20 protein-coding genes are annotated in these 22,851 nt (G+C 59.8%); 12 read left to right on the top strand and 8 right to left on the bottom strand.

The annotated features are described in order from the left end of the window. Positions 1–86: 86 nt before the first annotated feature. The 4 genes from FGA82_RS03030 to aspA all read right to left on the bottom strand — a co-directional run bounded on the left by FGA82_RS03030 (position 87) and on the right by aspA (position 5,863). Positions 87–1,079 (bottom strand): AraC family transcriptional regulator, encoded by a 993-nt coding sequence (locus FGA82_RS03030; RefSeq protein ID WP_141125964.1) that lies wholly within the window; start codon positions 1,077–1,079, stop codon positions 87–89. A gap of 249 nt (positions 1,080–1,328) precedes the next feature. Further along, complete coding sequence (locus FGA82_RS03025) at positions 1,329–2,333, bottom strand: asparaginase (RefSeq protein WP_141125963.1); 1,005 nt, start codon at positions 2,331–2,333, stop codon at positions 1,329–1,331. Positions 2,334–2,504: 171 nt separating this feature from the next. Continuing rightward, the gene (locus FGA82_RS03020; protein WP_141125962.1) at positions 2,505–3,953 is read right to left on the bottom strand and encodes an alanine/glycine:cation symporter family protein; all 1,449 of its coding nucleotides are present in this window, start codon (positions 3,951–3,953) and stop codon (positions 2,505–2,507) included. 485 nt (positions 3,954–4,438) lie between these two features. Further along, complete coding sequence (gene aspA / locus FGA82_RS03015) at positions 4,439–5,863, bottom strand: aspartate ammonia-lyase (protein WP_064116482.1); 1,425 nt, start codon at positions 5,861–5,863, stop codon at positions 4,439–4,441. A 180-nt stretch (positions 5,864–6,043) separates the two neighbouring features. Between aspA and FGA82_RS03010 the strand changes: the two genes are divergently transcribed. The 5 genes from FGA82_RS03010 (at position 6,044) to FGA82_RS02985 (ending at position 9,813) form a co-directional block, all read left to right on the top strand. Then, complete coding sequence (locus FGA82_RS03010; protein WP_007962273.1) at positions 6,044–6,952, top strand: LysR substrate-binding domain-containing protein; 909 nt, start codon at positions 6,044–6,046, stop codon at positions 6,950–6,952. Between the two features lie 290 nt (positions 6,953–7,242). Beyond that, the gene (purE, locus tag FGA82_RS03000) at positions 7,243–7,734 is read left to right on the top strand and encodes a 5-(carboxyamino)imidazole ribonucleotide mutase (RefSeq protein WP_007920220.1); all 492 of its coding nucleotides are present in this window, start codon (positions 7,243–7,245) and stop codon (positions 7,732–7,734) included. 10 nt (positions 7,735–7,744) lie between these two features. Beyond that, positions 7,745–8,827, top strand: coding sequence for a 5-(carboxyamino)imidazole ribonucleotide synthase (locus tag FGA82_RS02995; RefSeq protein WP_064116480.1), 1,083 nt, complete (start codon positions 7,745–7,747; stop codon positions 8,825–8,827). Positions 8,828–8,937: 110 nt separating this feature from the next. Then, positions 8,938–9,183 carry a GlsB/YeaQ/YmgE family stress response membrane protein gene (locus FGA82_RS02990; protein ID WP_007920223.1) on the top strand — a complete coding sequence of 82 codons (246 nt, stop codon included), beginning with the start codon at positions 8,938–8,940 and terminating at the stop codon, positions 9,181–9,183. 93 nt (positions 9,184–9,276) lie between these two features. Beyond that, the gene (locus FGA82_RS02985) at positions 9,277–9,813 is read left to right on the top strand and encodes a DUF3299 domain-containing protein (protein ID WP_007920225.1); all 537 of its coding nucleotides are present in this window, start codon (positions 9,277–9,279) and stop codon (positions 9,811–9,813) included. A gap of 123 nt (positions 9,814–9,936) precedes the next feature. On the opposite strand, the gene FGA82_RS02980 is transcribed toward FGA82_RS02985, so the two are convergent. Both FGA82_RS02980 and FGA82_RS02975 read right to left on the bottom strand, forming a co-directional pair. Beyond that, entirely contained in the window at positions 9,937–10,836 is a 900-nt protein-coding gene (locus FGA82_RS02980; RefSeq protein ID WP_141125960.1) for a D-hexose-6-phosphate mutarotase, read from the bottom strand. A 57-nt stretch (positions 10,837–10,893) separates the two neighbouring features. Next, on the bottom strand, positions 10,894–11,298 hold the full coding sequence (locus FGA82_RS02975) for an acyl-CoA thioesterase (RefSeq protein ID WP_003229628.1): 405 nt from the start codon (positions 11,296–11,298) through the stop codon (positions 10,894–10,896). A gap of 376 nt (positions 11,299–11,674) precedes the next feature. Between FGA82_RS02975 and FGA82_RS02970 the strand changes: the two genes are divergently transcribed. Then, positions 11,675–12,973, top strand: coding sequence for an MFS transporter (locus FGA82_RS02970; RefSeq protein WP_141125959.1), 1,299 nt, complete (start codon positions 11,675–11,677; stop codon positions 12,971–12,973). A gap of 16 nt (positions 12,974–12,989) precedes the next feature. Here the strand turns inward: FGA82_RS02970 and FGA82_RS02965 are convergent, their stop codons facing one another. Beyond that, positions 12,990–13,481, bottom strand: a complete 492-nt coding sequence (locus FGA82_RS02965; protein WP_141125958.1) for a type II toxin-antitoxin system VapC family toxin — start codon at positions 13,479–13,481, stop codon at positions 12,990–12,992. Further along, positions 13,478–14,536 (bottom strand): helix-turn-helix domain-containing protein, encoded by a 1,059-nt coding sequence (locus tag FGA82_RS02960; protein ID WP_141125957.1) that lies wholly within the window; start codon positions 14,534–14,536, stop codon positions 13,478–13,480. The genes FGA82_RS02965 and FGA82_RS02960 overlap by 4 nt, the downstream gene beginning before the upstream one ends. Positions 14,537–14,723: 187 nt before the next feature. Between FGA82_RS02960 and FGA82_RS02955 the strand changes: the two genes are divergently transcribed. The 6 genes from FGA82_RS02955 (at position 14,724) to FGA82_RS02930 (ending at position 22,815) form a co-directional block, all read left to right on the top strand. Further along, a complete protein-coding gene (locus tag FGA82_RS02955; RefSeq protein ID WP_034152107.1) occupies positions 14,724–15,725 on the top strand; it encodes a phosphate ABC transporter substrate-binding protein PstS in 1,002 nt (333 codons plus the stop codon). A gap of 422 nt (positions 15,726–16,147) precedes the next feature. Further along, entirely contained in the window at positions 16,148–18,181 is a 2,034-nt protein-coding gene (locus FGA82_RS02950; protein ID WP_171057236.1) for an ABC transporter permease subunit, read from the top strand. A gap of 16 nt (positions 18,182–18,197) precedes the next feature. Continuing rightward, positions 18,198–19,868: a phosphate ABC transporter permease PstA gene (gene pstA / locus FGA82_RS02945; RefSeq protein WP_077575089.1), complete on the top strand. Its 1,671-nt coding sequence runs from the start codon at positions 18,198–18,200 to the stop codon at positions 19,866–19,868. Positions 19,869–19,961: 93 nt separating this feature from the next. Beyond that, positions 19,962–20,795: a phosphate ABC transporter ATP-binding protein PstB gene (gene pstB / locus FGA82_RS02940; RefSeq protein ID WP_122594465.1), complete on the top strand. Its 834-nt coding sequence runs from the start codon at positions 19,962–19,964 to the stop codon at positions 20,793–20,795. A 125-nt stretch (positions 20,796–20,920) separates the two neighbouring features. Continuing rightward, entirely contained in the window at positions 20,921–21,682 is a 762-nt protein-coding gene (phoU, locus tag FGA82_RS02935; protein ID WP_007954334.1) for a phosphate signaling complex protein PhoU, read from the top strand. 176 nt (positions 21,683–21,858) lie between these two features. After that, positions 21,859–22,815 carry a response regulator gene (locus tag FGA82_RS02930; protein WP_141125955.1) on the top strand — a complete coding sequence of 319 codons (957 nt, stop codon included), beginning with the start codon at positions 21,859–21,861 and terminating at the stop codon, positions 22,813–22,815. The last annotated feature ends 36 nt before the right edge of the window (positions 22,816–22,851 follow it).

Genomic DNA, 22,851 nt, shown 5'->3' with positions numbered 1-22,851 from the left:
CCCCTTCAGGATCAAAAGATCGCAGCCTGCGGCAGCTCCTGCACCGATCCCTGCAGGAGTTGCCGAAGGCTGCGATCTTTCGATCTTCAGGCCCGGAATTGGCTCGGCGCCACGCCACTCCAGCGCACAAAGGCATGGCGGAAGCTGGCGGTCTCGCTAAAGCCCAGGGTTTCGGCGATGCGGTAGATCGGCAGTTGATCCTCGCAGAGCATCTGCTTGGCCCGCTCGAAGCGCAGTTCATCGAGCAGTTCCTGATAGCTGCTGCCCATGTCCTTGAGATGCCGGCGCAAGGTGCGTGGCGAGCACTTCATTTGCTGCGCCAGACCTTCCAGCCCCGGTGCTGCGTTCAACTGCGCGCTGAGCAACTGCCGAATCCGCCCCAGCCACGCCTGACGCCCGGTGAATTCCAGGTTCTGCTTGCGGCAGCGTTCGGCCATGGCTTGATGAGTGATGAGATCGGCCAGCGGCAGCGGTTGATCGAGCCAGTGGCGGTCGAAGGCAAAAGCGTTGTCCTTGGCGGTGAAGTGCAGCGGACTGTCGAAGTGCTCGGCGTAGCTGTCGCGATAGTCCGGCGCCGCGTGTTCGAACCGCGTGGCGAGCAATGGCAACGGATGCCCGAGCAAGTCATCACAAATGACTTTCAGCGACACCAGGCAGAACTCGGCGTTGAACACCGCCATCGCCGGGCTCTCGCGGTAATCGGCGGCGACGAACCAGACGTGCTCGCCATCGTCTTCCAGACTCAGTTCGAAAAGTGTTCCCAGCAGAGCCGGATAACGGATCGCCAGGCGCAAAGCGTCACCGAAGGTGGCACAGGTCAACAGTGCGTAACCGAGGATGCCGTAGCAGGAAACATGCATGCGCCGGCCCAGTTCCAGACCGATATCGCGCTTGAGCGCGACCGCGTTGGCGCAGACCTGCATCTCCTGATTGGTGGTGATGCGCGTGTCGGCACGGCTGAGATCCGCCGCACTGATGCCGCTGCCGGCCAGCAATGCCTCGCTCGACAAGCCTTCGGTCTTGAAGGTGTTGAGGATCAGCGAGACGGCGTTGAGGGTGGTGAGGTGGGAGTGGAGCATAAGATCTTCCAGCCTGAGGATGGCTGGAATGCAGCAAGTTGCATGCCGCAGCAGCCCCTCACCCCAGCCCTCTCCCAAAGGGAGAGGGGGCCGATTGGGGGGATATTGGCCAGATACGCCGACCTGAAAAAACGCTGGCGAATCCATAATCGACTGTTTTTTTCAGGTCGGCGTATAGCGCGAGACACTAAGGTCAGTCCCCTCTCCCTCCGGGAGAGGGCTAGGGTGAGGGCCGATCCAGAGCCTTGCTCAGAGCAACTCACCACACAAATCCAGTTCGATCAGCCGGCGCACTTCTTGAGTTTCAAGGCCTGCCCCCAGCACCCCATGCAACTTGCCGAACGCCGCCTCGCGAGTCATGCCACCACCGGACAATACGCCAACACCACGCAAACGACTGCCGGCCTCATACACATCCAGCTCGACGCCACCTTCATGGCATTGCGTGACCGCAACCACCACCACGCCGTTATCCCGCGCGCGGACAAGGCTTGCCAGAAACTCAGGGTTGTCGCTCGGTCCTGTGCCGCTGCCGTAGCACTCCAGCACCAGACCTTGAATGCCGCTGTCGAGGAGGCCGTCGAGCACTTCGGCACTGATACCCGGGAACAGCGGGAGCACGGCGACCTTGGCCAGTTGCTTCGGCTGGTGGTAGTTCAACGACGCTGGGATCGAAGGCGCTTTGACACCGCCGCCCTGACGCTCCAGTCGTTTGAACGGATGCCGGCCAAAACTGCGCACTTTCGCGCAACGGGTCGGCGCCAACAGTTCGCCGTGGAAGTACAGATGCACGCCCGGCGCCAGGCCTTGGCCGAGAGCAACCAGTGCGCCGCCGAGGTTTTCCCAGGCATCGCTGTCGGTAACGCCGGCCGGCAGCATCGAACCGGTGAAGCACACGCGAGCATTCAGCCCCAGCAACTGGAAGCTCATCGCTGCGGCGCTGTAGGCCAGGGTGTCGGTGCCGTGCAGGATCAGCACGCTGTCGCAGCCTTGCACATCCACGGCATCGACCACCGCTTCACGCAGTTGCTGCCAATAGGCCGGGGTCATGTTGGCGCTGTCGATCAGCGGCGACATCTCGCGAAAACGCCACTGCGGCACGACGAGCTCAGGCTGGCTGTGCAGGTAGTCGCGCATCCGCGCTTCGAAACCGGACGCCGGGGCCAGGCCATTGGCACTGGCCTGCATGCCGATGGTGCCACCGGTGTAGAGCACCATGACGTGTTGGGCGGCGGGATAAGTCGAAGGGTTCATAGGATTCTCCGAAACGATGAATACCTTGTGGGAGCGAGCTTGCTCGCGAAGGCGTCGTGTCAGTCGACATCTACTCAATTGACACACCGCCTTCGCGAGCAAGCTCGCTCCCACAGGTCATGCATTGCACTTTAACTGACGGGCGCAGGGGATGCGCCCGTCATTCACCTGTCAGCGTTGCGCTGCAGGTACGCCTTGCGGCTCGGCTTCGGTCTTGCCGGCAGCGGCAGACGGGTTGGTTGGCCAGGCTTTCAGGTCCAGGTCCAGATCAGCAAATTTGCTGGAGTCGAACACTGGCTGTTTGACGCCGGCGCGGCGCTGCCCGTCGTAGTCGCGCATCACGCGCATGCCGACCTTGAACAGCATGGCCAGGGCCACCAGGTTGACGAAGGCCAGGCAGGTCATGGTGATGTCGGCGAAGGCGAACACGGTCGACAGGTCCTGCATCGAACCCCATACCACCAGCGCCAGCACCAGGCCGCGGAAAATCATCAGCGCGGCGCGGTTGCGGGTGAGGAACTGCAGGCTGTTTTCGCCCAGGTAGTAGTTGTAGAGGATGCAAGTGAAGACGAACAGCGACAGCGCGACGCTGACGAACATGCGACCCCAGTCACCGACCACGGCGGCCAGCGAGTTCTGGGTCAGGACGATGCCGTCACCTTCGAAGCCCGGGGTGTAGAAGCCCGACAGCAGGATCAGCAGCGCGGTGCAGGTGCAGATCACGAAGGTGTCGAGGAACACGCTGAAAGCCTGAACCACGCCCTGCGCGCCCGGGTGTTTCACCGCAGCCACGGCGGCGACGTTCGGCGCACTGCCCAGGCCCGCTTCGTTGGCGAACACGCCACGCTTCACGCCCATGACGATGGCGCTGCCGAGCAGGCCGCCAAAGGCCGGGTCGAGGCCGAAGGCGCTCTTGAAGATGGTTTCCAGCATGGCTGGCACGTGTTCGATCTGGGTACCGATCACGTACAGGGTCACGCCGATATAGGCCAGGGTCTTGATCGGCACCAGCAGGTCGGACACCGAGGCGATGCGCTTGATGCCGCCGATGAAGGTAATGGCCAGCAGCACCGCGAGGACGATACCGGTGTGTTGTGGATTGAACTCAAAGGCGTTCTGCAGCGAGTGGGTCACGGTGTAGGACTGCAGGCCAATGAAGGCGAAGCCGTAGGTGACCAGCAACAGGACGGAAAACACCACTGCCATGCCTTTGAGCTTAAGGCCGTGCTGGATGTAGTAGGCCGGGCCACCACGGTACAAGCCGTCGCCATCGGCGCGCTTGTAGACTTGGGCCAGGGTGCACTCGAAGAAGCTGCTGGACATGCCGACCAGTGCGGTCACCCACATCCAGAACACTGCACCCGGACCACCGAGGGTCACGGCGATGCCGACACCGGCGATATTGCCCGCACCGACACGGCCGGCAAGGCTGAGCATCAGGGCCTGGAACGAGCTGAGTTGCCCGGCGCTGCCTTTGAGGCTGTCGCGGAACACCGCGAACATGTGGAAGAAGTGGCGCAGTTGAACGAAACGCGAGCGAATCGTGAAGTAGCTACCGAGCCCGACAATGAGCACGATCAGTACTTTCCCTGAGAGGAAGTCGTTAATGACTTCGAGCATGGATTTTTCCTCGCTGTTTATTGTGTAAGCAAATGCTGGATGGGAGAAACATCGTGTTACACCGGTGTGCGCGCGGCACGACGGGTGAGGCGAAGGTTTCGTCCCGTTCCATTTCGCGGGTTTGTTATTAGTTCGGGTTTCGCATGGGTTATGGCCTCGTTACCGACGACCGCTCACGCGAAGAGGGGCGGCACTATACCGATCAGTGACGCGCCCGTCTGCACGGTAGTGGTGCAAGCGACGAAACGAGGGTGCTGCAAGATCAAAAGATCGCAGCCTTCGGCAGCTCCTACAGGTGTACCTCAATCAATGTAGGAGCTGCCGAAGGCTGCGATCTTGGCGGTATCAAATACACAAAACATTTAACGTCCTGCCCGCAAAGAAGTTAAAAAAAAGGGCTTGGGGACTAAATCCCCAAGCCCTCAAAAGGTGAGAGGTGTCTAGTCCCTCGACCTGGTGAGCGGTGCTACAAGTAACGCGTCGGTTCAGGCTTTCAGCGGAACCAGACGTGGAGCAATCATGTTTTCCGGGCGCAGGATGTCGGCGAGCATGGCTTCGTCGAGCAGACCTTCTTCGCGCACCAGTTCCAGCACGCCGCGGCCGCTTTCAAGGGCGAGGCCGGCGATACGGGTGGCGTTTTTGTAGCCGATGTACGGGTTCAGTGCGGTGACCAGACCGATCGAGTGCTCGACCAGTTCACGGCAGCGCGCTTCGTTGGCGGTGATGCCGACGATGCAATGTTCGCGCAGCATGTCCATGGCGCGTTGCAGCAGGCGGATCGAGTCGAAGATCTTGAACGCGATCAGCGGCTCCATCACGTTCAGCTGCAGTTGGCCGCCTTCGGCTGCCATGGTCAGCGCCAGGTCGTTACCAATCACTTGGAACGCGACTTGGTTAACGGCTTCCGGGATTACCGGGTTGACCTTGCCAGGCATTATCGAGCTGCCTGGCTGACGCGCTGGCAGGTTGATTTCGTTGATGCCGGTGCGTGGGCCGCTGGACAGCAGGCGCAGGTCGTTGCAGATCTTCGACAGCTTCACCGCAGTGCGCTTGAGCATGCCGGAGAACAGTACGAAGGCGCCCATGTCGGAAGTCGCTTCGATCAGGTCGGCCGCCGGAACCAGTGGTTGACCGCTGATCAGCGCCAGACGCTGTACCGCCAGCGCTTGATAACGTGGGTCAGCGTTGATGCCGGTGCCGATCGCGGTGCCGCCCAGGTTCACTTCAGTCAGCAGTTCCGGGGCCAGCGTCTTCAGACGGGCCAGGTCTTCGCCCATGGTGGTGGCGAAGGCACGGAATTCTTGACCCAAGGTCATCGGCACGGCGTCTTGCAGCTGGGTACGGCCCATTTTCAGGACGTGATCGAATTCTTTGCCCTTGGCTGCGAACGCCTGAATCAGGCTGTCGAGGCTGGCTAGCAGGGTGTCGTGACCGAGCAGCAGACCCAGGCGGATCGCCGTTGGGTAAGCATCGTTGGTCGACTGCGCCATGTTGACGTCGTCGTTCGGGTGCAGGTACTGGTACTCGCCTTTCTGATGACCCATTGCTTCGAGCGCAATGTTGGCGATCACTTCGTTGGCGTTCATGTTGGTGGAAGTACCGGCGCCACCTTGAATCATGTCGACCACGAACTCTTCGTGGAAATCACCGCGGATCAATCGGGCACAGGCTTCGCTGATGGCAGCGTGCTTGGCTTCGCTCAGGTGACCCAACTCGCGGTTGGCGTCAGCAGCGGCCTGTTTGACCATTGCCAGGCCGACAACCAGTTTCGGGTAATGCGAAATCGGAACGCCGGAGAGACGGAAGTTATTCACCGCTCGCAGGGTCTGGATGCCGTAATACGCTTGAGCCGGTACTTCGAGGGCGCCAAGCAGGTCGTTTTCTGTGCGGAAAGATGCAGCGGAGGACATGATAGAAATCATCTCGATATGGACCCGGTCTGTGCCGGAACGCTGCGAATGCTAGGCTTGTGCGAATTTTTGGGCCAATGCTGTTCAGCACTGCCCTATGCACATTCGGCATAATGCCCATGTGACGCCGCGTGCGCGGCAGACGTGTGACCTGTTTTGGTGCGTGTCCGGGAGGACGTGATGAATCTGGAAAGCAAATGGCTCGAGGACTTCAGTGCTCTGGCCGCCACCCGCAGCTTCTCGCAAGCGGCCGAACGGCGCTTCGTGACCCAGCCGGCGTTCAGTCGGCGGATCCGCAGTCTGGAGGCTGCGCTGGGGCTGACCCTGGTCAATCGCTCGCGCACGCCGATCGAACTGACGGCGGCGGGGCAACTGTTTCTGGTGACCGCACGCACCGTGGTCGAACAGCTCGGCGAGGTGCTGCGTCATCTTCATCATCTGGAAGGCGGGCAGGGCGAAGTGATGCAGGTCGCTGCGGCTCACTCGCTGGCGCTGGGCTTCTTTCCGCGCTGGATCGCGCAATTGCGAAATGAAGGCTTGAATATCGCCACTCGGTTGGTTGCGACCAACGTTGGCGATGCGGTGCATGCGTTGCGTGAAGGTGGCTGCGATCTGATGCTGGCGTTCTATGACCCGGATGCGGCGATGCAGATGGATCCGGAGATTTTCCCCTCGTTGCATTTGGGCCAGACCGAGATGCTGCCGGTGTGCGCGGCGGATGCTGATGGCAAGCCGTTGTTCGATCTTGAAGGCGAGGCGAGTGTGCCGTTGCTGGCGTATAGCGCCGGGGCGTTTCTTGGTCGCTCGGTGAATGGTTTGTTGCGTCAGCGTCAGCTGCGCTTCACCACTATTTATGAAACCGCAATGGCTGACAGCCTCAAGAGCATGGCGCTGGAAGGCTTGGGCATTGCCTGGGTGCCGCAGTTGAGCGTGCGAGCAGAGTTGGCTCGCGGCGAACTGGTGGTTTGCGGCGGCCCGCAATGGCATGTGCCGTTGGAGATTCGCCTGTACCGTTGCGCACTGGTGCGTAAAGCCAACGTCCGTCTGCTGTGGCGCAAGCTCGAAGGTGGCGCTGCGCAAGCCTCCTGAAAAGATCGCAGCCTTCGGCAGCTCCTACATTGGAATGCATATCCCTGTAGGAGCTGCCGAAGGCTGCGATCTTTTGATCTTTTTGGCTGACCTTCAAGTCAATAAAACCGGGCATTTGCGGCAGATGACGGATGGTCGCGCGGGGGGCTGTTTATTGCTTTCTTTGCGGTATACTGCGCGGCCTTCGGCCGGCACGTCCGGCCATTTTTCGTACAATCAAGCCACGCAACCTGCGTGGCTTGTTGTTTTATGACGCGCCTGCGGGCGCTCCAGAGAGAAGAGGCGCGACGATGAGTGCACTGGTTGGCGTGATCATGGGCTCCAAGTCCGATTGGTCCACCCTTAGCCACACCGCCGATATGCTGGAAAAGCTCGGCATCCCGTACGAGGTCAAAGTGGTCTCTGCCCACCGCACCCCGGATCTGCTGTTCCAGTACGCCGAAGAGGCTGAAAGCCGCGGCATCGAGGTGATTATCGCCGGTGCCGGTGGCGCAGCCCACTTGCCAGGCATGTGTGCGGCCAAGACCCACCTGCCGGTGCTCGGTGTGCCGGTGCAGTCGGCCATGCTCTCGGGCGTCGACTCGCTGCTGTCGATCGTGCAGATGCCAGCCGGCATTCCGGTCGCCACCCTCGCTATCGGCAAGGCCGGCGCGATCAACGCCGCGCTGCTCTCGGCGAGCATCCTCGGCGCCAAGCATCCACAGTTCCACGCGGTACTGAAAACCTTCCGTGCCGAGCAGACAGACAGCGTCCTGGACAATCCAGACCCACGTATTGCCTGAGGTTGTTGAGATGAAGATCGGTGTAATCGGTGGCGGCCAGTTGGGTCGCATGTTGGCCCTGGCGGGCACTCCGCTGGGCATGAACTTCGCTTTCCTCGACCCTGCGCCGGACGCTTGCGCCGCTGCGTTGGGCGAACACCTGCGGGCCGATTACGGCGATCAGGATCATCTGCGCCAACTGGCCGATGAAGTCGATCTGGTGACCTTCGAGTTCGAAAGCGTCCCGGCCGAAACCGTGGCATTCCTCTCGCAGTTCGTCCCGGTTTATCCGAGCGCCGAAGCCCTGCGCATCGCTCGCGACCGCTGGTTCGAAAAGAGCATGTTCAAGGATCTGGGCATCCCGACGCCGGCCTTCGCCGACATTCAATCGCAAGCCGATCTGGATGCTGCCGTGGCTTCGATCGGTCTGCCGGCCGTGCTGAAAACCCGCACTCTGGGTTACGACGGCAAGGGCCAGAAAGTCCTGCGCAAGCCGGAAGATGTGGTCGACACCTTCGCCGAACTGGGCAGCGTGTCCTGCCTGCTGGAAGGCTTCGTGCCGTTCACCGGTGAAGTCTCGCTGATCGCCGTGCGTGCTCGCGATGGTGAAACCAGGTTCTATCCGCTGGTGCACAACACCCACGACAGCGGCATTCTCAAGCTGTCGGTGGCCAGCACCGATCACCCGTTGCAGGCGCTGGCCGAAGACTACTCGAGCCGTGTGCTCAAGCAGTTGAACTACGTCGGCGTGATGGCGTTCGAGTTCTTTGAAGTCGACGGTGGCCTCAAGGCCAACGAGATCGCCCCGCGCGTGCACAACTCCGGGCACTGGACCACCGAAGGCGCCGAGTGCAGCCAGTTCGAAAACCACCTGCGCGCCGTTGCCGGCCTGCCGCTGGGGTCGACGGCCAAGGTTGGCGAGAGCGCGATGCTTAACTTCATCGGTGTGGTACCGCCGGTTGAGAAAGTCATCGCCATCGAAGACTGCCATCTGCATCACTACGGCAAAGCCTTCAAGGCCGGGCGCAAGGTCGGTCACGCCAACCTGCGCTGCGCCGACATGGCCACGCTGCAGGCGCAGATCGTCAAGGTCGAAGCGCTGATCGCCGAGTAACGGCAGTTTCATGTGGCAGCGGCGGAACCATTCAGGGGCCGCCGTTCTCTCATGGCAGGATGCCAAAGTCTGACTAGGCTTCGCATATCTATCTTTGAGAGGGAATTGCCATGGGAATTATCGGAACCATCTTTATCGGCTTGATCGTCGGCCTGCTGGCGCGGTTCCTGAAACCGGGCGATGACAGCATGGGCTGGATCATGACCATCCTGCTCGGTATCGGCGGTTCGCTGGCAGCCACTTACGGCGGCCAGGCTCTGGGCATCTATCACGCGGGCGAGGGTGCAGGTTTCATCGGTGCACTGGTTGGCGCGATCGTGTTGCTGGTTATCTACGGCCTGATCAAAAAGAACTGATCCAAAGCGACAAAGCCCTCTCTGCCAACGTGGCCGGGAGGGCTAGAATGCTCGGCGATTCACTGTTCCTTCCTTTCTATACCGAGCACCTTCATGCGCCGTCTTCTGTTGACTCTCCTTTTCCTGGGCAGCGGTTTGGCCCACGCCGGCGAACTGCCGGAAACCGACTGGCTCGAACTGATGCCCAAGTCGGATCAAAAGGCCCTCGAGGCCATGCCTGAAATCGACCACAACTCCCCGGAAGCCACCGGCACCTTCACCGAGAAGGGCGGGATGAAACAGGCCAAAGGTTTGCCGGCGGTGATGTATTCGACCAAAACCGTGGCGTCGATGAACGACAAACACATCCGCATCGGCGGTTACCCGGTGCCGCTGGAGTCCGACGCCAAGGGCCGCAGCACTTTGTTCTTCCTCGTGCCGTATCCGGGCGCGTGCATCCACGTGCCGCCACCGCCGCCGAATCAACTGGTGCTGGTGCGTTATCCGAAGGGTTTGAAGCTGGACGATATCTACACGCCCCTGTGGGTGACCGGCACGCTGAAGGTTGAAAAGGTCAGCAATGATCTGGCGGACGCGGCGTATGCGCTGGAAGCGGACAAGGTGCGGGTGGTGCAGGAATCCGATCTCTAACAGGCGCCACAAACTACTGTAGGAGTGAGCCTGCTCGCGATAGCGTCGTGTCAGCCAATTTAATGGATCTGACAAACCGCTATCGCGAGCAGGCTCACTCCTACATTGGTTTGGCGGTGTTGATTAGAGCGGTTTGCTGGCGACACTGACGCCCATGGTATGGCTCGCACCCGGCGCGAGAGTGACGATGTCATCCATCACATTCGCCGTCTCGATGCACAACATGCGCTGCCAGCCATCGTTGTCCATGTCGGCCAGCGCTGCCGCGCGGTCGATCCACGGGTTCCAGATCACCGCCGTGCGTGAACCTGTGGCCGTCAGCACAATGCGTCTTTCCCAGGCTGGGTCGACGATGCTCAGTTGTGGCGGAGCGTCGAGATAGATACGGTCGGTCTCACCAGCAAACTGCAGATCACCTTGCTGGCTGTGGGTTTTCCAGTCATCCAGCGTCTCGATGTAGTTCAAGCCATCCACGCCGTCGACGTGCACATTGCGCACGTCACTCACTGCGAAATAAGTGTGCAGCGCCTGACTCAGGCTGACGGTGTCACTGCCACGGTTATGGCTGGTCAGGCTGAAACTCAGTTGCTTGGACAAATGCAGGGTCAGGGTCAGATCGACCTGATGCGGCCAGCCCGGCAGGCCACCTTCGGGGTAGGGCAGCTTGAACTCGACCTTGATGCCGTCAGCCTCCGATTCGATGCCGCCCAGCTCCCAATCCATCGCCCGTACCAGACCGTGCGCGGGTGCCGGTTGCTCGCCGGTGTACATGGCCTGCACGTTCTGCGGGTTGCGTTCGAACTTGCCGAACCACGGCCAGCACACCGGCACACCGGCACGAATGCTTTTGCCCGTCTTGAAGTCGGCCTTGTCGTTGAGCCAGATGATCGGCGGCTGGCCATCGATCTGATAACTGAGGATGTGCGCGCCTTGCTGGGCCACCAGCACTTCGGCCTGACCGTGGCGGATGCGCCAGCAGTTCAGTTCATCCAGTTTCACCGCTTCAACGTTGGGCGTGTTCATCGGACAGCTCTCAATCAGTAACAAGGACAACTATCGACCGTCAAACGGCCGCGAGGTTTAGCGCGCGCGCGGCGGAACCGAGCGAGTGCGGCCGCTGCCGTCGATGGCGACGAAGACGAAAACCGCTTCGGTCACTTTACGCCACTCGCTGGACAGCGGGTCGTCGCTCCACACTTCGACCATCATCTGGATCGAGCTGCGGCCGATTTCCAGGGTCTGGGTATAGAAGGACAATTGCGCGCCGACAGCGACAGGCACGAGAAACGCCATGCGATCGATGGCGACGGTCGCTACACGGCCGCCAGCGACACGGCTGGCCATCGCAGTACCGGCCAAATCCATCTGCGCCACCAGCCAGCCGCCGAAAATATCGCCAAAGCCGTTGGTTTCGCGTGGAAGTGCGGTGATTTGCAAGGCCAGGTCGCCTTGCGGGATCGGATCTTCTTGTTCGAGCTCTATCATGCCGGGGGTGCCTCTGACCCGTGACTCTTCGTTGGTACTGCTGGTGGTAGCCGTCTTCGGGAAAAACGATTCAGCACCGAACATACTACGTTCGTCACGTTTTCCATCAGGCGCCTAAGGAGAAACTCTGCGAAACCGGCTAATCCCGAGCAAAGGCCGGGCCAACGACGTTTTCGCACAGCAACCCCCTACAAACCGGAGCAGGTTGCGAGTATATCGGTCGGTAGACTCCGCGACGACCATCCGGTTCTGATTTCGACCGTCAAATACGCACCTCTATGTGCTTTTTCGAACAATTTGCTATGGTGCCGAACCTGCCCAAGCCACCGCCAGCGTTGTTGTGGCGGCAGATCCGACTATAAGAGAAGCCCTTGCCATGACCACAGCGCCTTCGAGCCTCGCGCAGCCCGAGCAACCCGCACGACCGTTGACCCGCAATGACTACAAGACTCTGTCGCTGTCCGCCCTTGGCGGCGCGCTGGAATTCTACGATTTCATCATCTTCGTCTTCTTCGCCACCGTGGTCGGCAAGCTGTTCTTCCCGGCCGACATGCCCGAGTGGCTGCGCCTGATGCAGACCTTCGGCATCTTCGCCGCCGGCTACCTCGCGCGGCCGCTGGGCGGCATCGTCATGGCGCACTTCGGTGATCTGCTGGGGCGCAAGAAGATGTTCACCCTGAGCATTTTCATGATGGCCGTGCCGACCCTGATCATGGGTCTGCTGCCAACGTATGCGCAGATCGGCATGTGGGCGCCGATTCTTCTGCTATTGATGCGGGTAATTCAGGGCGCGGCGATTGGCGGGGAAGTGCCGGGGGCGTGGGTCTTCGTTTCCGAACACGTGCCGCAAAAGCATATGGGCTACGCCTGCGGCACCCTCACCAGCGGCCTGACCGCCGGTATTCTGCTCGGCTCGCTGGTTGCCACGGCGATCAACAGCATTTATACGCCTGCCGAGGTTTCCGATTACGCCTGGCGGATTCCATTCCTGCTGGGCGGTGTGTTCGGCCTGTTCTCGGTCTACCTGCGTCGCTGGCTGCACGAAACTCCGGTATTTGCCGAACTGCAACTGCGCAAGGCCTTGGCTGAAGAAGTACCGCTGCGCGCGGTGCTGCGTGATCATCGCGGCGCGATTGCGATCTCGATGCTGCTGACCTGGTTGCTCTCCGCTGGCATCGTCGTGGTCATTCTGATGACCCCGACTGTGTTGCAAACGGTCTATCACTTCACGCCGACCGAGTCGCTGCAGTCGAACAGTCTGGCGATCGTGTTCCTGAGCATCGGCTGCATCATTTCCGGCGCACTGGCGGATCGTTTTGGTGCTGGCCGCGTATTTGTCTTCGGTTGCCTGGGCCTTTTGATCAGCTCCTGGACGTTCTATCACAGCCTCGCCGATCACCCGAACTGGCTGTTCCCGCTGTATGCGTTGACCGGTTTGCTGGTCGGCACCATTGGTGCGGTGCCGTATGTGATGGTTAAGGCGTTTCCGCCGGTGGTGCGCTTTAGCGGCTTGTCGTTCTCGTACAACGTGGCTTACGCGATCTTCGGCGGGTTGACGCCGATGGTGGTCAGTCTGCTGCTGAAAGAAAGCGCGATGGGGCCCGCCTACTATGTGGCGGTGCTGTGCGCGATGGGGATTCTGGTGGGGGCGTGGCTCTGGAAAAAGGGGCGCTGATCCAGGATTCTGCTATCTAGGGCTCTCGCCAGCGTGAGAGCCTTGTTTCGCACTCGCCAGTTGGGAGTCGAGCGCCATGCTCAAGCATATGGGTTAAGGCGTCTGCGGCGTGCGGCTTTTCGATTACGTGATGTTCAACCATCAGATCGAGTAACCAGAGTGCGCCGTGCACCTCCAGTCCATCTCGTTGTGCCTGGCGCCTTAACTTGCCGTCTCCGGTCAGCAACGGACGTCCTGTTTCCTGTGCCAGCAGGTAACAAGACACGTCCGCCAGTGAGCTGTTGTTGTGCTCGACTTTCAGCTCAAAGAGCCTGATCACGCCAGACTCATCGAACGATTCGACACTCAGCCCTCGATCAAGCAGTTCCTGGTGGGGAAAGTCTGCAAGCTCATGCATGACAAAGTCGGTGCAGCAAAGTGTGAATGGCAAGCGAAACATCTGCTCCAGTAATCCGGCGTTTCTGAAGTCAATCCAGATATTCGTATCACTGATGAAGATCAAACTCATGCATTCTCCAGTGAACCCAAAAAATTGGGGTCCAGTGCGCTCACTGGTTTGCGCAGGAGTTCGGCAGCCCGAGACTTGGTGATCAAACCTTCTGCCAGCGCCCAGAATGCTAGCGACTCAAATCTTTGAGGCGGCTTGCAAGGTAACGGCTCAGGTTCTGATTTGCGCCAGCCATTGGCGCTGAATTGGATGGTGAGGGACTTATAGCCACTTTCGCTGAGAAGCTTCAGATCTTTCAGGCGTCTCAACGCGGCATGCATTGAGATCCCGTATTGACGCTTTGCAATCAGCAGTTCTCGTGGATGAACTCTGGAGCGAGGATGGCTACCGAAGTCACCGGTGACACTTTTCGCCGGGTAAAGAAACGCGCCAGCGAATCGATGGCAACAATTTTCCTTGTCCCTCTCCGGCATATCTTCTGGTAATGCCATGACCCAGTGGCCGAGTTCATGGGCGGCAGTGAACCTGATCCGTTCGCCTGGACGATCGGCATTCAACGCAATCAGCACGTGCTCGCCGTTACCGGTGGCTGCGCAGGCACCGTCGAAGTCGTCCGGGCCGTTCAGCATTGCGACCTTGATGCTGTGCTCCTCCAGCTGTTCGGTCAAATTGGCAATGGGGTCGCTACCAATTCCCCAGAACTGCCGAAGCTCCTCTGCTGCGCCTTCGGCTTCATCGATACAGGAAACAGAGATCATTTGTGCCGGGGTGACGGGAGTGTGGATGTCTGCGGGGTCGAAACATTCCTCGAGCGCGATGTAGCGCTCAAGGTGCTCGCGAATTTTCTCTTCCACCTGTGCCTGGCGATATTTAGGCATTCGGGCCAGTTTTCGAAACTCCAGAGGCGCCAGCGCAATTGCATCCGCGCGAAAGAAGTACTCAGGGCTGACCTGAAGCGCCTTGGCCAGTTGCAGCAGACGAGTTGAGTTCGGAGTGCTCAACCCCTTCTCATATTTGCTCAAGGCTTGTTTGGTTATATCGCCAAGGTCCATCGCCAAGGCCTCTAGAGTGAGGCCTTTTTGCAGGCGCGCGCGGCGAATTCGGTCGTTTATCATGGGGTCCTCTCGTGGTTGACAAGACTATATTCATGTTGTGATTTGTCAACCTGACAAACGTTTCCTTTTTTAAAGTGAAGGCCATGCTGGCCTTTCATCCAATTGTCATATTTCAGCCATAGAGTGTTCACACGGCCTGCTGATACTTGGCCCCGACTTAACACACCCTATCTGCTAGGAGTAAGGCATGAAACTGAAGCGTTTGATGGCGGCAATGACTTTTGTCGCTGCTGGCGTTGCGACTGCCAACGCGTTCGCCGCTGTTGACCCTGCTATCCCGAGCTACACCAAGACCACTGGTGTGTCGGGCAACCTGTCCAGCGTCGGCTCCGATACTCTGGCCAACCTCATGACCCTGTGGGCTGAGAACTACAAAAAAGAATACCCGAACGTAAACATCCAGATTCAGGCCGCTGGCTCCGCCACCGCGCCACCTGCGCTGACTGAAGGCACCTCCAACCTGGGCCCGATGAGCCGTAAGATGAAGGACACCGAACTGGCGGCCTTCGAGCAGAAGTACGGCTACAAGCCAACCGCTATCCCGGTTGCCGTGGACGCTTTGGCTGTGTTCGTACACAAGGACAACCCGATCCAGCACCTGACCATGGAACAGGTTGATGCGATCTTCTCGTCGACCCGTCTGTGCGGCGCCAAAGCCGACGTGAAAACCTGGGGCGACCTGGGTGTGACCGGCGACCTGGCCAACAAGCCAGTTCAGCTGTTCGGTCGTAACTCGGTATCCGGCACCTACGGCTACTTCAAAGAAGAAGCCCTGTGCAAAGGCGACTACAAACCAAACGTTAACGAACAACCAGGTTCGGCGTCGGTGGTGCAGTCGATCAGCTCCTCGCTGAACGGCATCGGTTACTCGGGCATCGGCTACAAGACTGCCAGCGTGAAAACCGTTGCGCTGTCGAAGAAGGGCAGCACTGACTTCATCGAAGACACCGAAGAAAACGCCCTGAACGGCAAGTACCCGCTGTCGCGTTTCCTCTACGTGTACGTCAACAAAGCCCCGAACAAGCCTCTGGCTCCGCTGGAAGCCGAGTTCGTGAAGCTGGTGCTGTCGAAACAGGGCCAGGAAGTCGTAGTGAAAGACGGTTACATCCCGTTGCCAGCCAAGGTTGCTGCAAAAGCACTGGCTGACCTGGGTCTGCAAGAAGGCGGCGCTGAAGTCGCAAAGAAGTAACAAATTGAGTCCGGGGTGAACCCCACCGGACTCAGGTAAAAGGCCGGATCTGCTTACAGGCCGGCCTTTTCCACACCTCAAATTTTTGATCCTCTGCCAGTCCCGCTGGCGGTGGATTTGCTGCGTCACTGCATTGTCATCTTTCTGTCATACAGGATCGCTAGGGTGAGCGCATGAATGATCTGGCCAATTCCCACATGACTACTAATCCTCCCAAGCGCATTGATTTCAATACGCCTGAGCTGCAACGCAAGCGCCGCATTCGCGCGCTCAAGGATCGCTTCACCCGCTGGTACGTCCTCGTAGGCGGTCTTGCGGTGCTGGCAGCCATCACCCTGATCTTCTTCTTCCTCGCCTACGTGGTTGCGCCGCTGTTCCAGGGTGCCGACCTGACCGCGAAAGACTCGATCACCCCGGCCTGGATGCAGGACGCCGGCAAGCCGCTGATGATTTCGCTCGAAGAGCAGAATCAGGTGGCGATGCGCGTTTCCGACAAGGGCCAGGCGCTGTTCTTTGATATCGACAGTGGCGCTGAGCTGAAGCGCGTCGATCTGCCAGTGCCTGCCGGCGCAACCGTAACTTCGATTGGCGAAGACCAGCCGGGCCATCCGCTGGTGGCCGTGGGCCTGTCCAACGGTCAGGCGCTGGTGTTCCGTCACACTTATAAAGTCAGCTACCCCGATGGCAAGAAAACCATCACTCCGGCGATTGAATATCCGTACGGCGATACACCAATTGCGCTGAACGAAGCCGGCGGTGCGCTGGAGCATGTCAGCCTCAACGCTACCGATACCACCCTTATATTGGTGGGTTCGACCGGTTCGCAACTCAACGTTCTGTCGCTGACCAGCGAAGAAAACATGATGACTGGCGAAGTCACCAACGAGCAGAAACGTATCGATCTGCCGCAGATGACCGAGCCGGTGAAAAACATCTTCGTCGACCCGCGCCAGCAGTGGCTGTACGTGGTCAACGGTCGCGCTCAGGCCGATGTGTTCAGCCTGCGCGACAAGAGCCTCAACGGTCGCTACAAACTGCTGGAAAATGCTGACGCCGAAGTCACCGCGACCACGCAACTGGTCGGTGGCATCTCGCTGATCGTCGGCGACTCCAAGGGTGGTCTGGCCCAATGGTTCATGGCCCGCGACACCGACGGCGAACTGCGTCTTAAGCAGATCCGTACCTTCCAGATGGGCACCACGCCGATCGTTGAAATCACCGCTGAAGAACGCCGCAAAGGCTTCCTCGCACTGGATGCCAGCGGCAAGCTCGGCGTGTTCCACAGCACCGCGCACCGCACCTTGCTGGTCGATCAAGTGGTAGAAGGCCAGGGCCTGTTCGGTCTGTCGCCACGCGCCAACCGCGTGATCGTCGAAGCGGGCGGCAAGCTGCAACCATTGCTGCTCGACAACCCGCACCCGGAAGTTTCCTGGAGCGCGCTGTGGAGCAAGGTCTGGTACGAGAACTACGACGAGCCTAAATACGTCTGGCAATCGACCGCCGCCAACACCGATTTCGAACCGAAACTGAGCCTGTCGCCACTGACCTTCGGCACCCTGAAAGCCGCGTTCTACGCGATGCTGCTGGCGGCGCCACTGGCGGTTGCCGCTGCGATCTACACCGCCTACTTCATGGCCCCGGGCATGCGCCGCAAGGTCAAACCGGTGATCGAGCTGATGGAAGCGATGCCGACGGTGATCCTCGGCTTCTTCGCCGGTCTGTTCCTCGCACCGTATGTAGAAGGGCATCTGCCGGGCATCTTCAGCCTGCTGATGTTGCTGCCGATCGGCATTCTGGTCGCCGGTTTCACCTTCAGCCGTCTGCCTGAGTCGATCCGCCTGAAAGTCCCGGACGGTTGGGAAAGTGCGCTGCTGATTCCAGTGATTCTGTTTGTGGGCTGGCTGTCGCTGTACATGAGCCCGTTCATGGAGAACTGGTTCTTCGGCGGTGACATGCGCATGTGGATCTCCCACGACCTGGGCATCACCTACGACCAGCGCAACGCTCTGGTGGTCGGTCTGGCCATGGGCTTCGCGGTGATCCCGAACATCTACTCGATCGCTGAAGACGCCGTGTTCAGTGTGCCGCGCGGTCTGACCCTCGGCTCGCTGGCCCTCGGTGCCACGCCGTGGCAGACCATGACTCGCGTGGTGATCCTGACTGCCAGCCCGGGGATCTTCTCGGCGCTGATGATCGGCATGGGCCGTGCGGTCGGCGAAACCATGATCGTGCTGATGGCCACCGGTAACACCCCGGTCATGGAAATGAACCTGTTCGAAGGCCTGCGCACTTTGGCCGCCAACGTCGCGGTGGAAATGCCCGAGTCGGAAGTCGGCGGCAGCCACTACCGCGTGCTGTTCCTCTCGGCGCTGGTGCTGCTGTTGTTCACCTTCGTCATGAACACCCTGGCAGAACTGATTCGTCAGCGTCTGCGCAAGAAATACTCGTCGCTTTAAGCAAAGGTAGAAGTCTGTGAAACAGAACTCCCTGAAAGGATGGTTCAAGAGCGGCGCCCCGGGCGTCTGGATCAGCGGTGGCGCGGTGTCCATCGCGGTCATCATGACCATTGGCCTGCTGGCGGTGATTGCCGTGCGCGGTCTGGGTCACTTCTGGCCGGCGGACCTGGTCCATGCCAATTACGACGTACCGGGTCAGGCCAATCACCTGGTCATCGGTGAAGTGGTGCAGAAAGAAGAAGTGCCCCGTGCCCGTCTGAAGAGCGCCGGTTTGCCGGTGCCGGATGCAGGCCCGGAATTCATGACCCGCGAGCTGATCAAGGTCGGCAACCGTGACCTGAACGGCAACGACTTCACCTGGATCGTCGGCGAGTGGCTGACCAACCAGACCACGCCGCCAGAATTGATGGCGATCGAACGTCGCGAGTGGGGCAACTTCTACGGCTACCTGGTCAACGTCAAACAGGATGGCAAGGTCATCGCCGAAGGCGAGGCTGCATGGCCTGAGTTGCAAGCGCGGATCAACCGTGTGAACGGACTGGCTGCACAACTGAAGTCGCTGGAAAAGACTGACATCGGTGCGATCAACGCCGGTCTTGAACGCATCCGTCTGCACGGTCGCAAACTGGAACTGGAAGGCAAGCTCGACGCCACCGCGCAAGCGGACATGGAATCCGAGCGCGCCGAGCTTAATGCGCGTTATCAGGACATCGAAGCGCGTCTGGCCGACCTGCATGCGCAGTTCAACCGCGATGCTCTGACCGCTCGCGATGCCAATGGCAAAGAGATCGAAATCGGTCTGGGCAAAGTGGTTCACGCTTATCAGCCGAACGCGATGAGCACCTTCACCAAGGTCGGTTTCTACTTCAGCAAGATCTGGGAATTCCTTTCGGACGACCCGCGTGAAGCGAACACCGAAGGCGGAATCTTCCCGGCAATCTTCGGCACCGTGATGATGACTTTGATCATGGCGATGATCGTCACCCCGTTCGGCGTGCTGGCGGCGGTGTACCTGCGCGAATACGCCAAACAGAACACCCTGACGCGGATCATCCGTATTGCGGTGAACAACCTCGCCGGCGTACCGGCGATCGTTTACGGCGTGTTCGGTCTGGGCTTCTTCGTTTACGTGCTGGGTGGTTCGGTCGACCGCTTGTTCTTCCCGGAAGCGCTGCCGGCACCGACCTTCGGTACGCCGGGTCTGCTCTGGGCCTCGCTGACCTTGGCGCTGCTGGCAGTGCCGGTGGTGATTGTGGCGACCGAGGAAGGTCTGGCGCGAATCCCGCGTACCGTGCGTGAAGGCTCGTTGGCCCTCGGTGCGACCAAGGCTGAAACCTTGTGGAAAATTGTGATCCCGATGGCCAGCCCGGCAATGATGACCGGCATGATCCTCGCCGTGGCTCGCGCCGCCGGTGAAGTGGCGCCGCTGATGCTGGTGGGTGTGGTGAAACTGGCGCCGTCGCTGCCGGTGGACGGCAACTACCCGTACCTGCACCTGGATCAGAAGATCATGCACTTGGGCTTCCACATCTATGACGTCGGCTTCCAGAGCCCGAACGTTGAAGCGGCCCGTCCGCTGGTTTACGCCACGGCGCTATTGCTGGTGCTGGTGATCGCCACGTTGAACCTGTCGGCGGTGTATATCCGCAACCACCTGCGCGAAAAATACAAAGCACTGGATAGCTAAAGCCATCAGCCACAAGCGGCAAGCTACAAGCCGCTTTTGCTCAAACTTGCAGCTTGCAGCTAGAAGCTCGCAGCTACGAACGGAGTGAGAACCATGCAGCACGAAGCACATACCCACGGCATCAACATGTCTGCCCTGGGCCGCGACAAGCAGAGCCTGAATCTGGCGCAGGAAACCGTGGCCATCGAAGTGCCGGGCCTGAGCCTGTACTACGGTGAGAAACAAGCCCTGTTCGACGTCAGCATGAACATTCCGAAACAGCGCGTGACCGCCTTCATCGGCCCGTCCGGCTGCGGTAAATCGACGCTGCTGCGCACCTTCAATCGCATGAACGATCTGGTTGACGGCTGCCGCGTCGAAGGCGCGATCAACCTGTACGGCAACAACATCTATCGCAAAGGCGAAGACGTTGCCGAACTGCGTCGTCGCGTCGGCATGGTGTTCCAGAAGCCCAACCCGTTCCCGAAAACCATCTACGAAAACGTGGTTTACGGCCTGCGCATCCAGGGCATCAACAAGAAGCGCATCCTCGACGAAGCGGTCGAGTGGGCGCTGAAAGGCGCGGCGCTGTGGGACGAAGTCAAAGACCGTTTGCATGAATCGGCACTCGGTCTGTCCGGTGGTCAGCAACAGCGTCTGGTCATCGCCCGTACCATCGCGGTTGAGCCGGAAGTGCTGCTGCTCGACGAACCGTGCTCGGCCCTCGACCCGATCTCGACCCTCAAGGTTGAAGAGCTGATCTACGAGCTGAAGTCCAAGTTCACCATCGTCATCGTGACCCACAACATGCAACAGGCCGCGCGGGTGTCCGACTACACGGCGTTCATGTACATGGGCAAACTGGTGGAATTCGGCGACACCGATACCCTGTTCACCAATCCGGCGAAGAAGCAGACCGAAGACTACATCACCGGTCGATACGGCTGATTGAAGCAGCTGCGAGCGGCAAGCTTCAAGCGGCAAGTTAGAAGCGAAGCGGCATGGATCACCACATAACAGCTTGCAGCTTGTAGCTAGCAGCTCTTGGTTAAACGCTTTTTCGGAGCGAATGCATGATTTCCAAAGAAGGTCTTACCCACCACATCTCTGCGCAGTTCAACGCTGAGCTTGAGGAAGTGCGCAGCCACCTCCTGGCCATGGGCGGGTTGGTGGAGAAGCAGGTCAACGACGCGGTGACTGCTCTGATCGAGGCCGACTCCGGCCTCGCTCAGCAGGTGCGCGAGATCGACGACCAGATCAACCAGATGGAACGCAACATTGACGAAGAATGCCTGCGCATTCTCGCCCGGCGTCAGCCGGCAGCGTCCGACCTGCGTTTGATCATCAGCATTTCCAAGTCGGTGATCGATCTGGAGCGCATCGGCGACGAGGCGACCAAAATCGCTCGTCGTGCGATTCAGCTGTGCGAAGAAGGTGAAGCACCGCGCGGTTACGTCGAGGTTCGTCACATCGGCGACCAGGTGCGCAATATGGTTCGCGATGCGCTGGACGCGTTTGCCCGTTTCGACGCTGATCTGGCGTTGTCGGTGGCGCAGTACGACAAGATCATCGACCGCGAATACAAAACCGCATTGCGCGAACTGGCAACCTACATGATGGAAGACCCGCGCTCTATCTCGCGGGTCTTGAGCATCATCTGGGTGCTGCGTTCGCTGGAACGCATTGGCGATCACGCGCGCAATATCTCCGAATTGGTCATCTACCTGGTACGCGGCACCGACGTGCGCCACATGGGCCTCAAGCGCATGAAGGAAGAAGTTGAAGGCACAAGCGGCGAAACCGCTAATGTTCCGGGCGATGCTGACGATAAGTAAGATTGCCTGAGAAAAGCGCCCGGCCCTTTGGCCGGGCGTTTTTGTTTGTGCTTTTCATAGGCGGATTCGATTAAAAAGCAGCACCCGCGAACGAAAAGTCCCGGCGTGACTGAAGAGTTTTGGCAATGTGCCATCAGCCAGCGTTATGCTTGCCGGGATTTTAATAGGGGTGTTGGATGAGCAAGATCAGTGTGTTGGTCGTGGACGATGCTTCGTTCATTCGTGACCTGGTGAAAAAGTGCCTGCGTAATTACTTCCCGGGGATCCGCACCGAGGACGCCGTCAACGGTAAAAAGGCTCAGGCCATGCTGGCCAGAGAGGCGTTCGACCTGGTCCTGTGCGACTGGGAAATGCCGGAAATGTCTGGCCTCGAACTGCTGACCTGGTGCCGCGAGCAAGACAACCTCAAGACCATGCCGTTCGTCATGGTCACCAGCCGGGGCGACAAGGAAAACGTCGTGCAGGCGATTCAGGCCGGCGTTTCTGGTTACGTCAGCAAGCCGTTCACCAACGAGCAACTGCTGACCAAGGTCAAACAGGCGCTGAACAAGGTCGGCAAGCTCGACACCCTGATGAACAGCGCGCCGACCAAGATGAACTCGGCGTTCGGCAACGATTCCCTGAGCGCCTTGACCGGCGGCAAGCCTGCCGTGGTCGGCGGCGCGCCGGCAGCGGCGGCGGTCAACCCGTTTGCCAAACCTGTTGCTGCCGCGCCGGCACCGGCTGCTGCGCCATCGCGTGGTTTGCTCAACAGCCCACCGGTCAAGGCGCCAGTCGCCGCGTCGGCTCCGGCCAGCGGTCGTGGTCAGGGCCAATTGCGCCTGCCAAGCGGTACTCAGCAATGCGTGATCAAGGCTCTGAGCATCAAGGAAGCATTGTTGGTGGTGAAACGCACCGACACCCTGCCGCAGATCCTCGACAGCGCCGTGCTCGATCTGGAGCAGGGCGACAACGCCGAAATCGCCCGTCTTAATGGTTACCTGCACGCGGTTGTCGCGTTTGAGCAGAAACCGGACAGCGAATGGCTGCAACTGACCTTCCGTTTCGTCGATCAGGATGCGCAGAAGCTCGACTACATCTCCCGCCTGATCGCGCGCGGCACGGCGCAGAAGCACTTCGTTCCGGGCGCGTAATCGGCGTCTGTGAAAAGATCGCAGCCTTCGGCAGCT

The organism is Pseudomonas fluorescens, assembly GCF_005938625.1.
Taxonomy (GTDB): Bacteria; Pseudomonadota; Gammaproteobacteria; order Pseudomonadales; family Pseudomonadaceae; genus Aquipseudomonas; species Aquipseudomonas fluorescens_BD.
The sequence above is the reverse complement of the archived record's forward strand: the minus strand, read 5'-3'. Positions and strand labels throughout refer to the sequence as shown.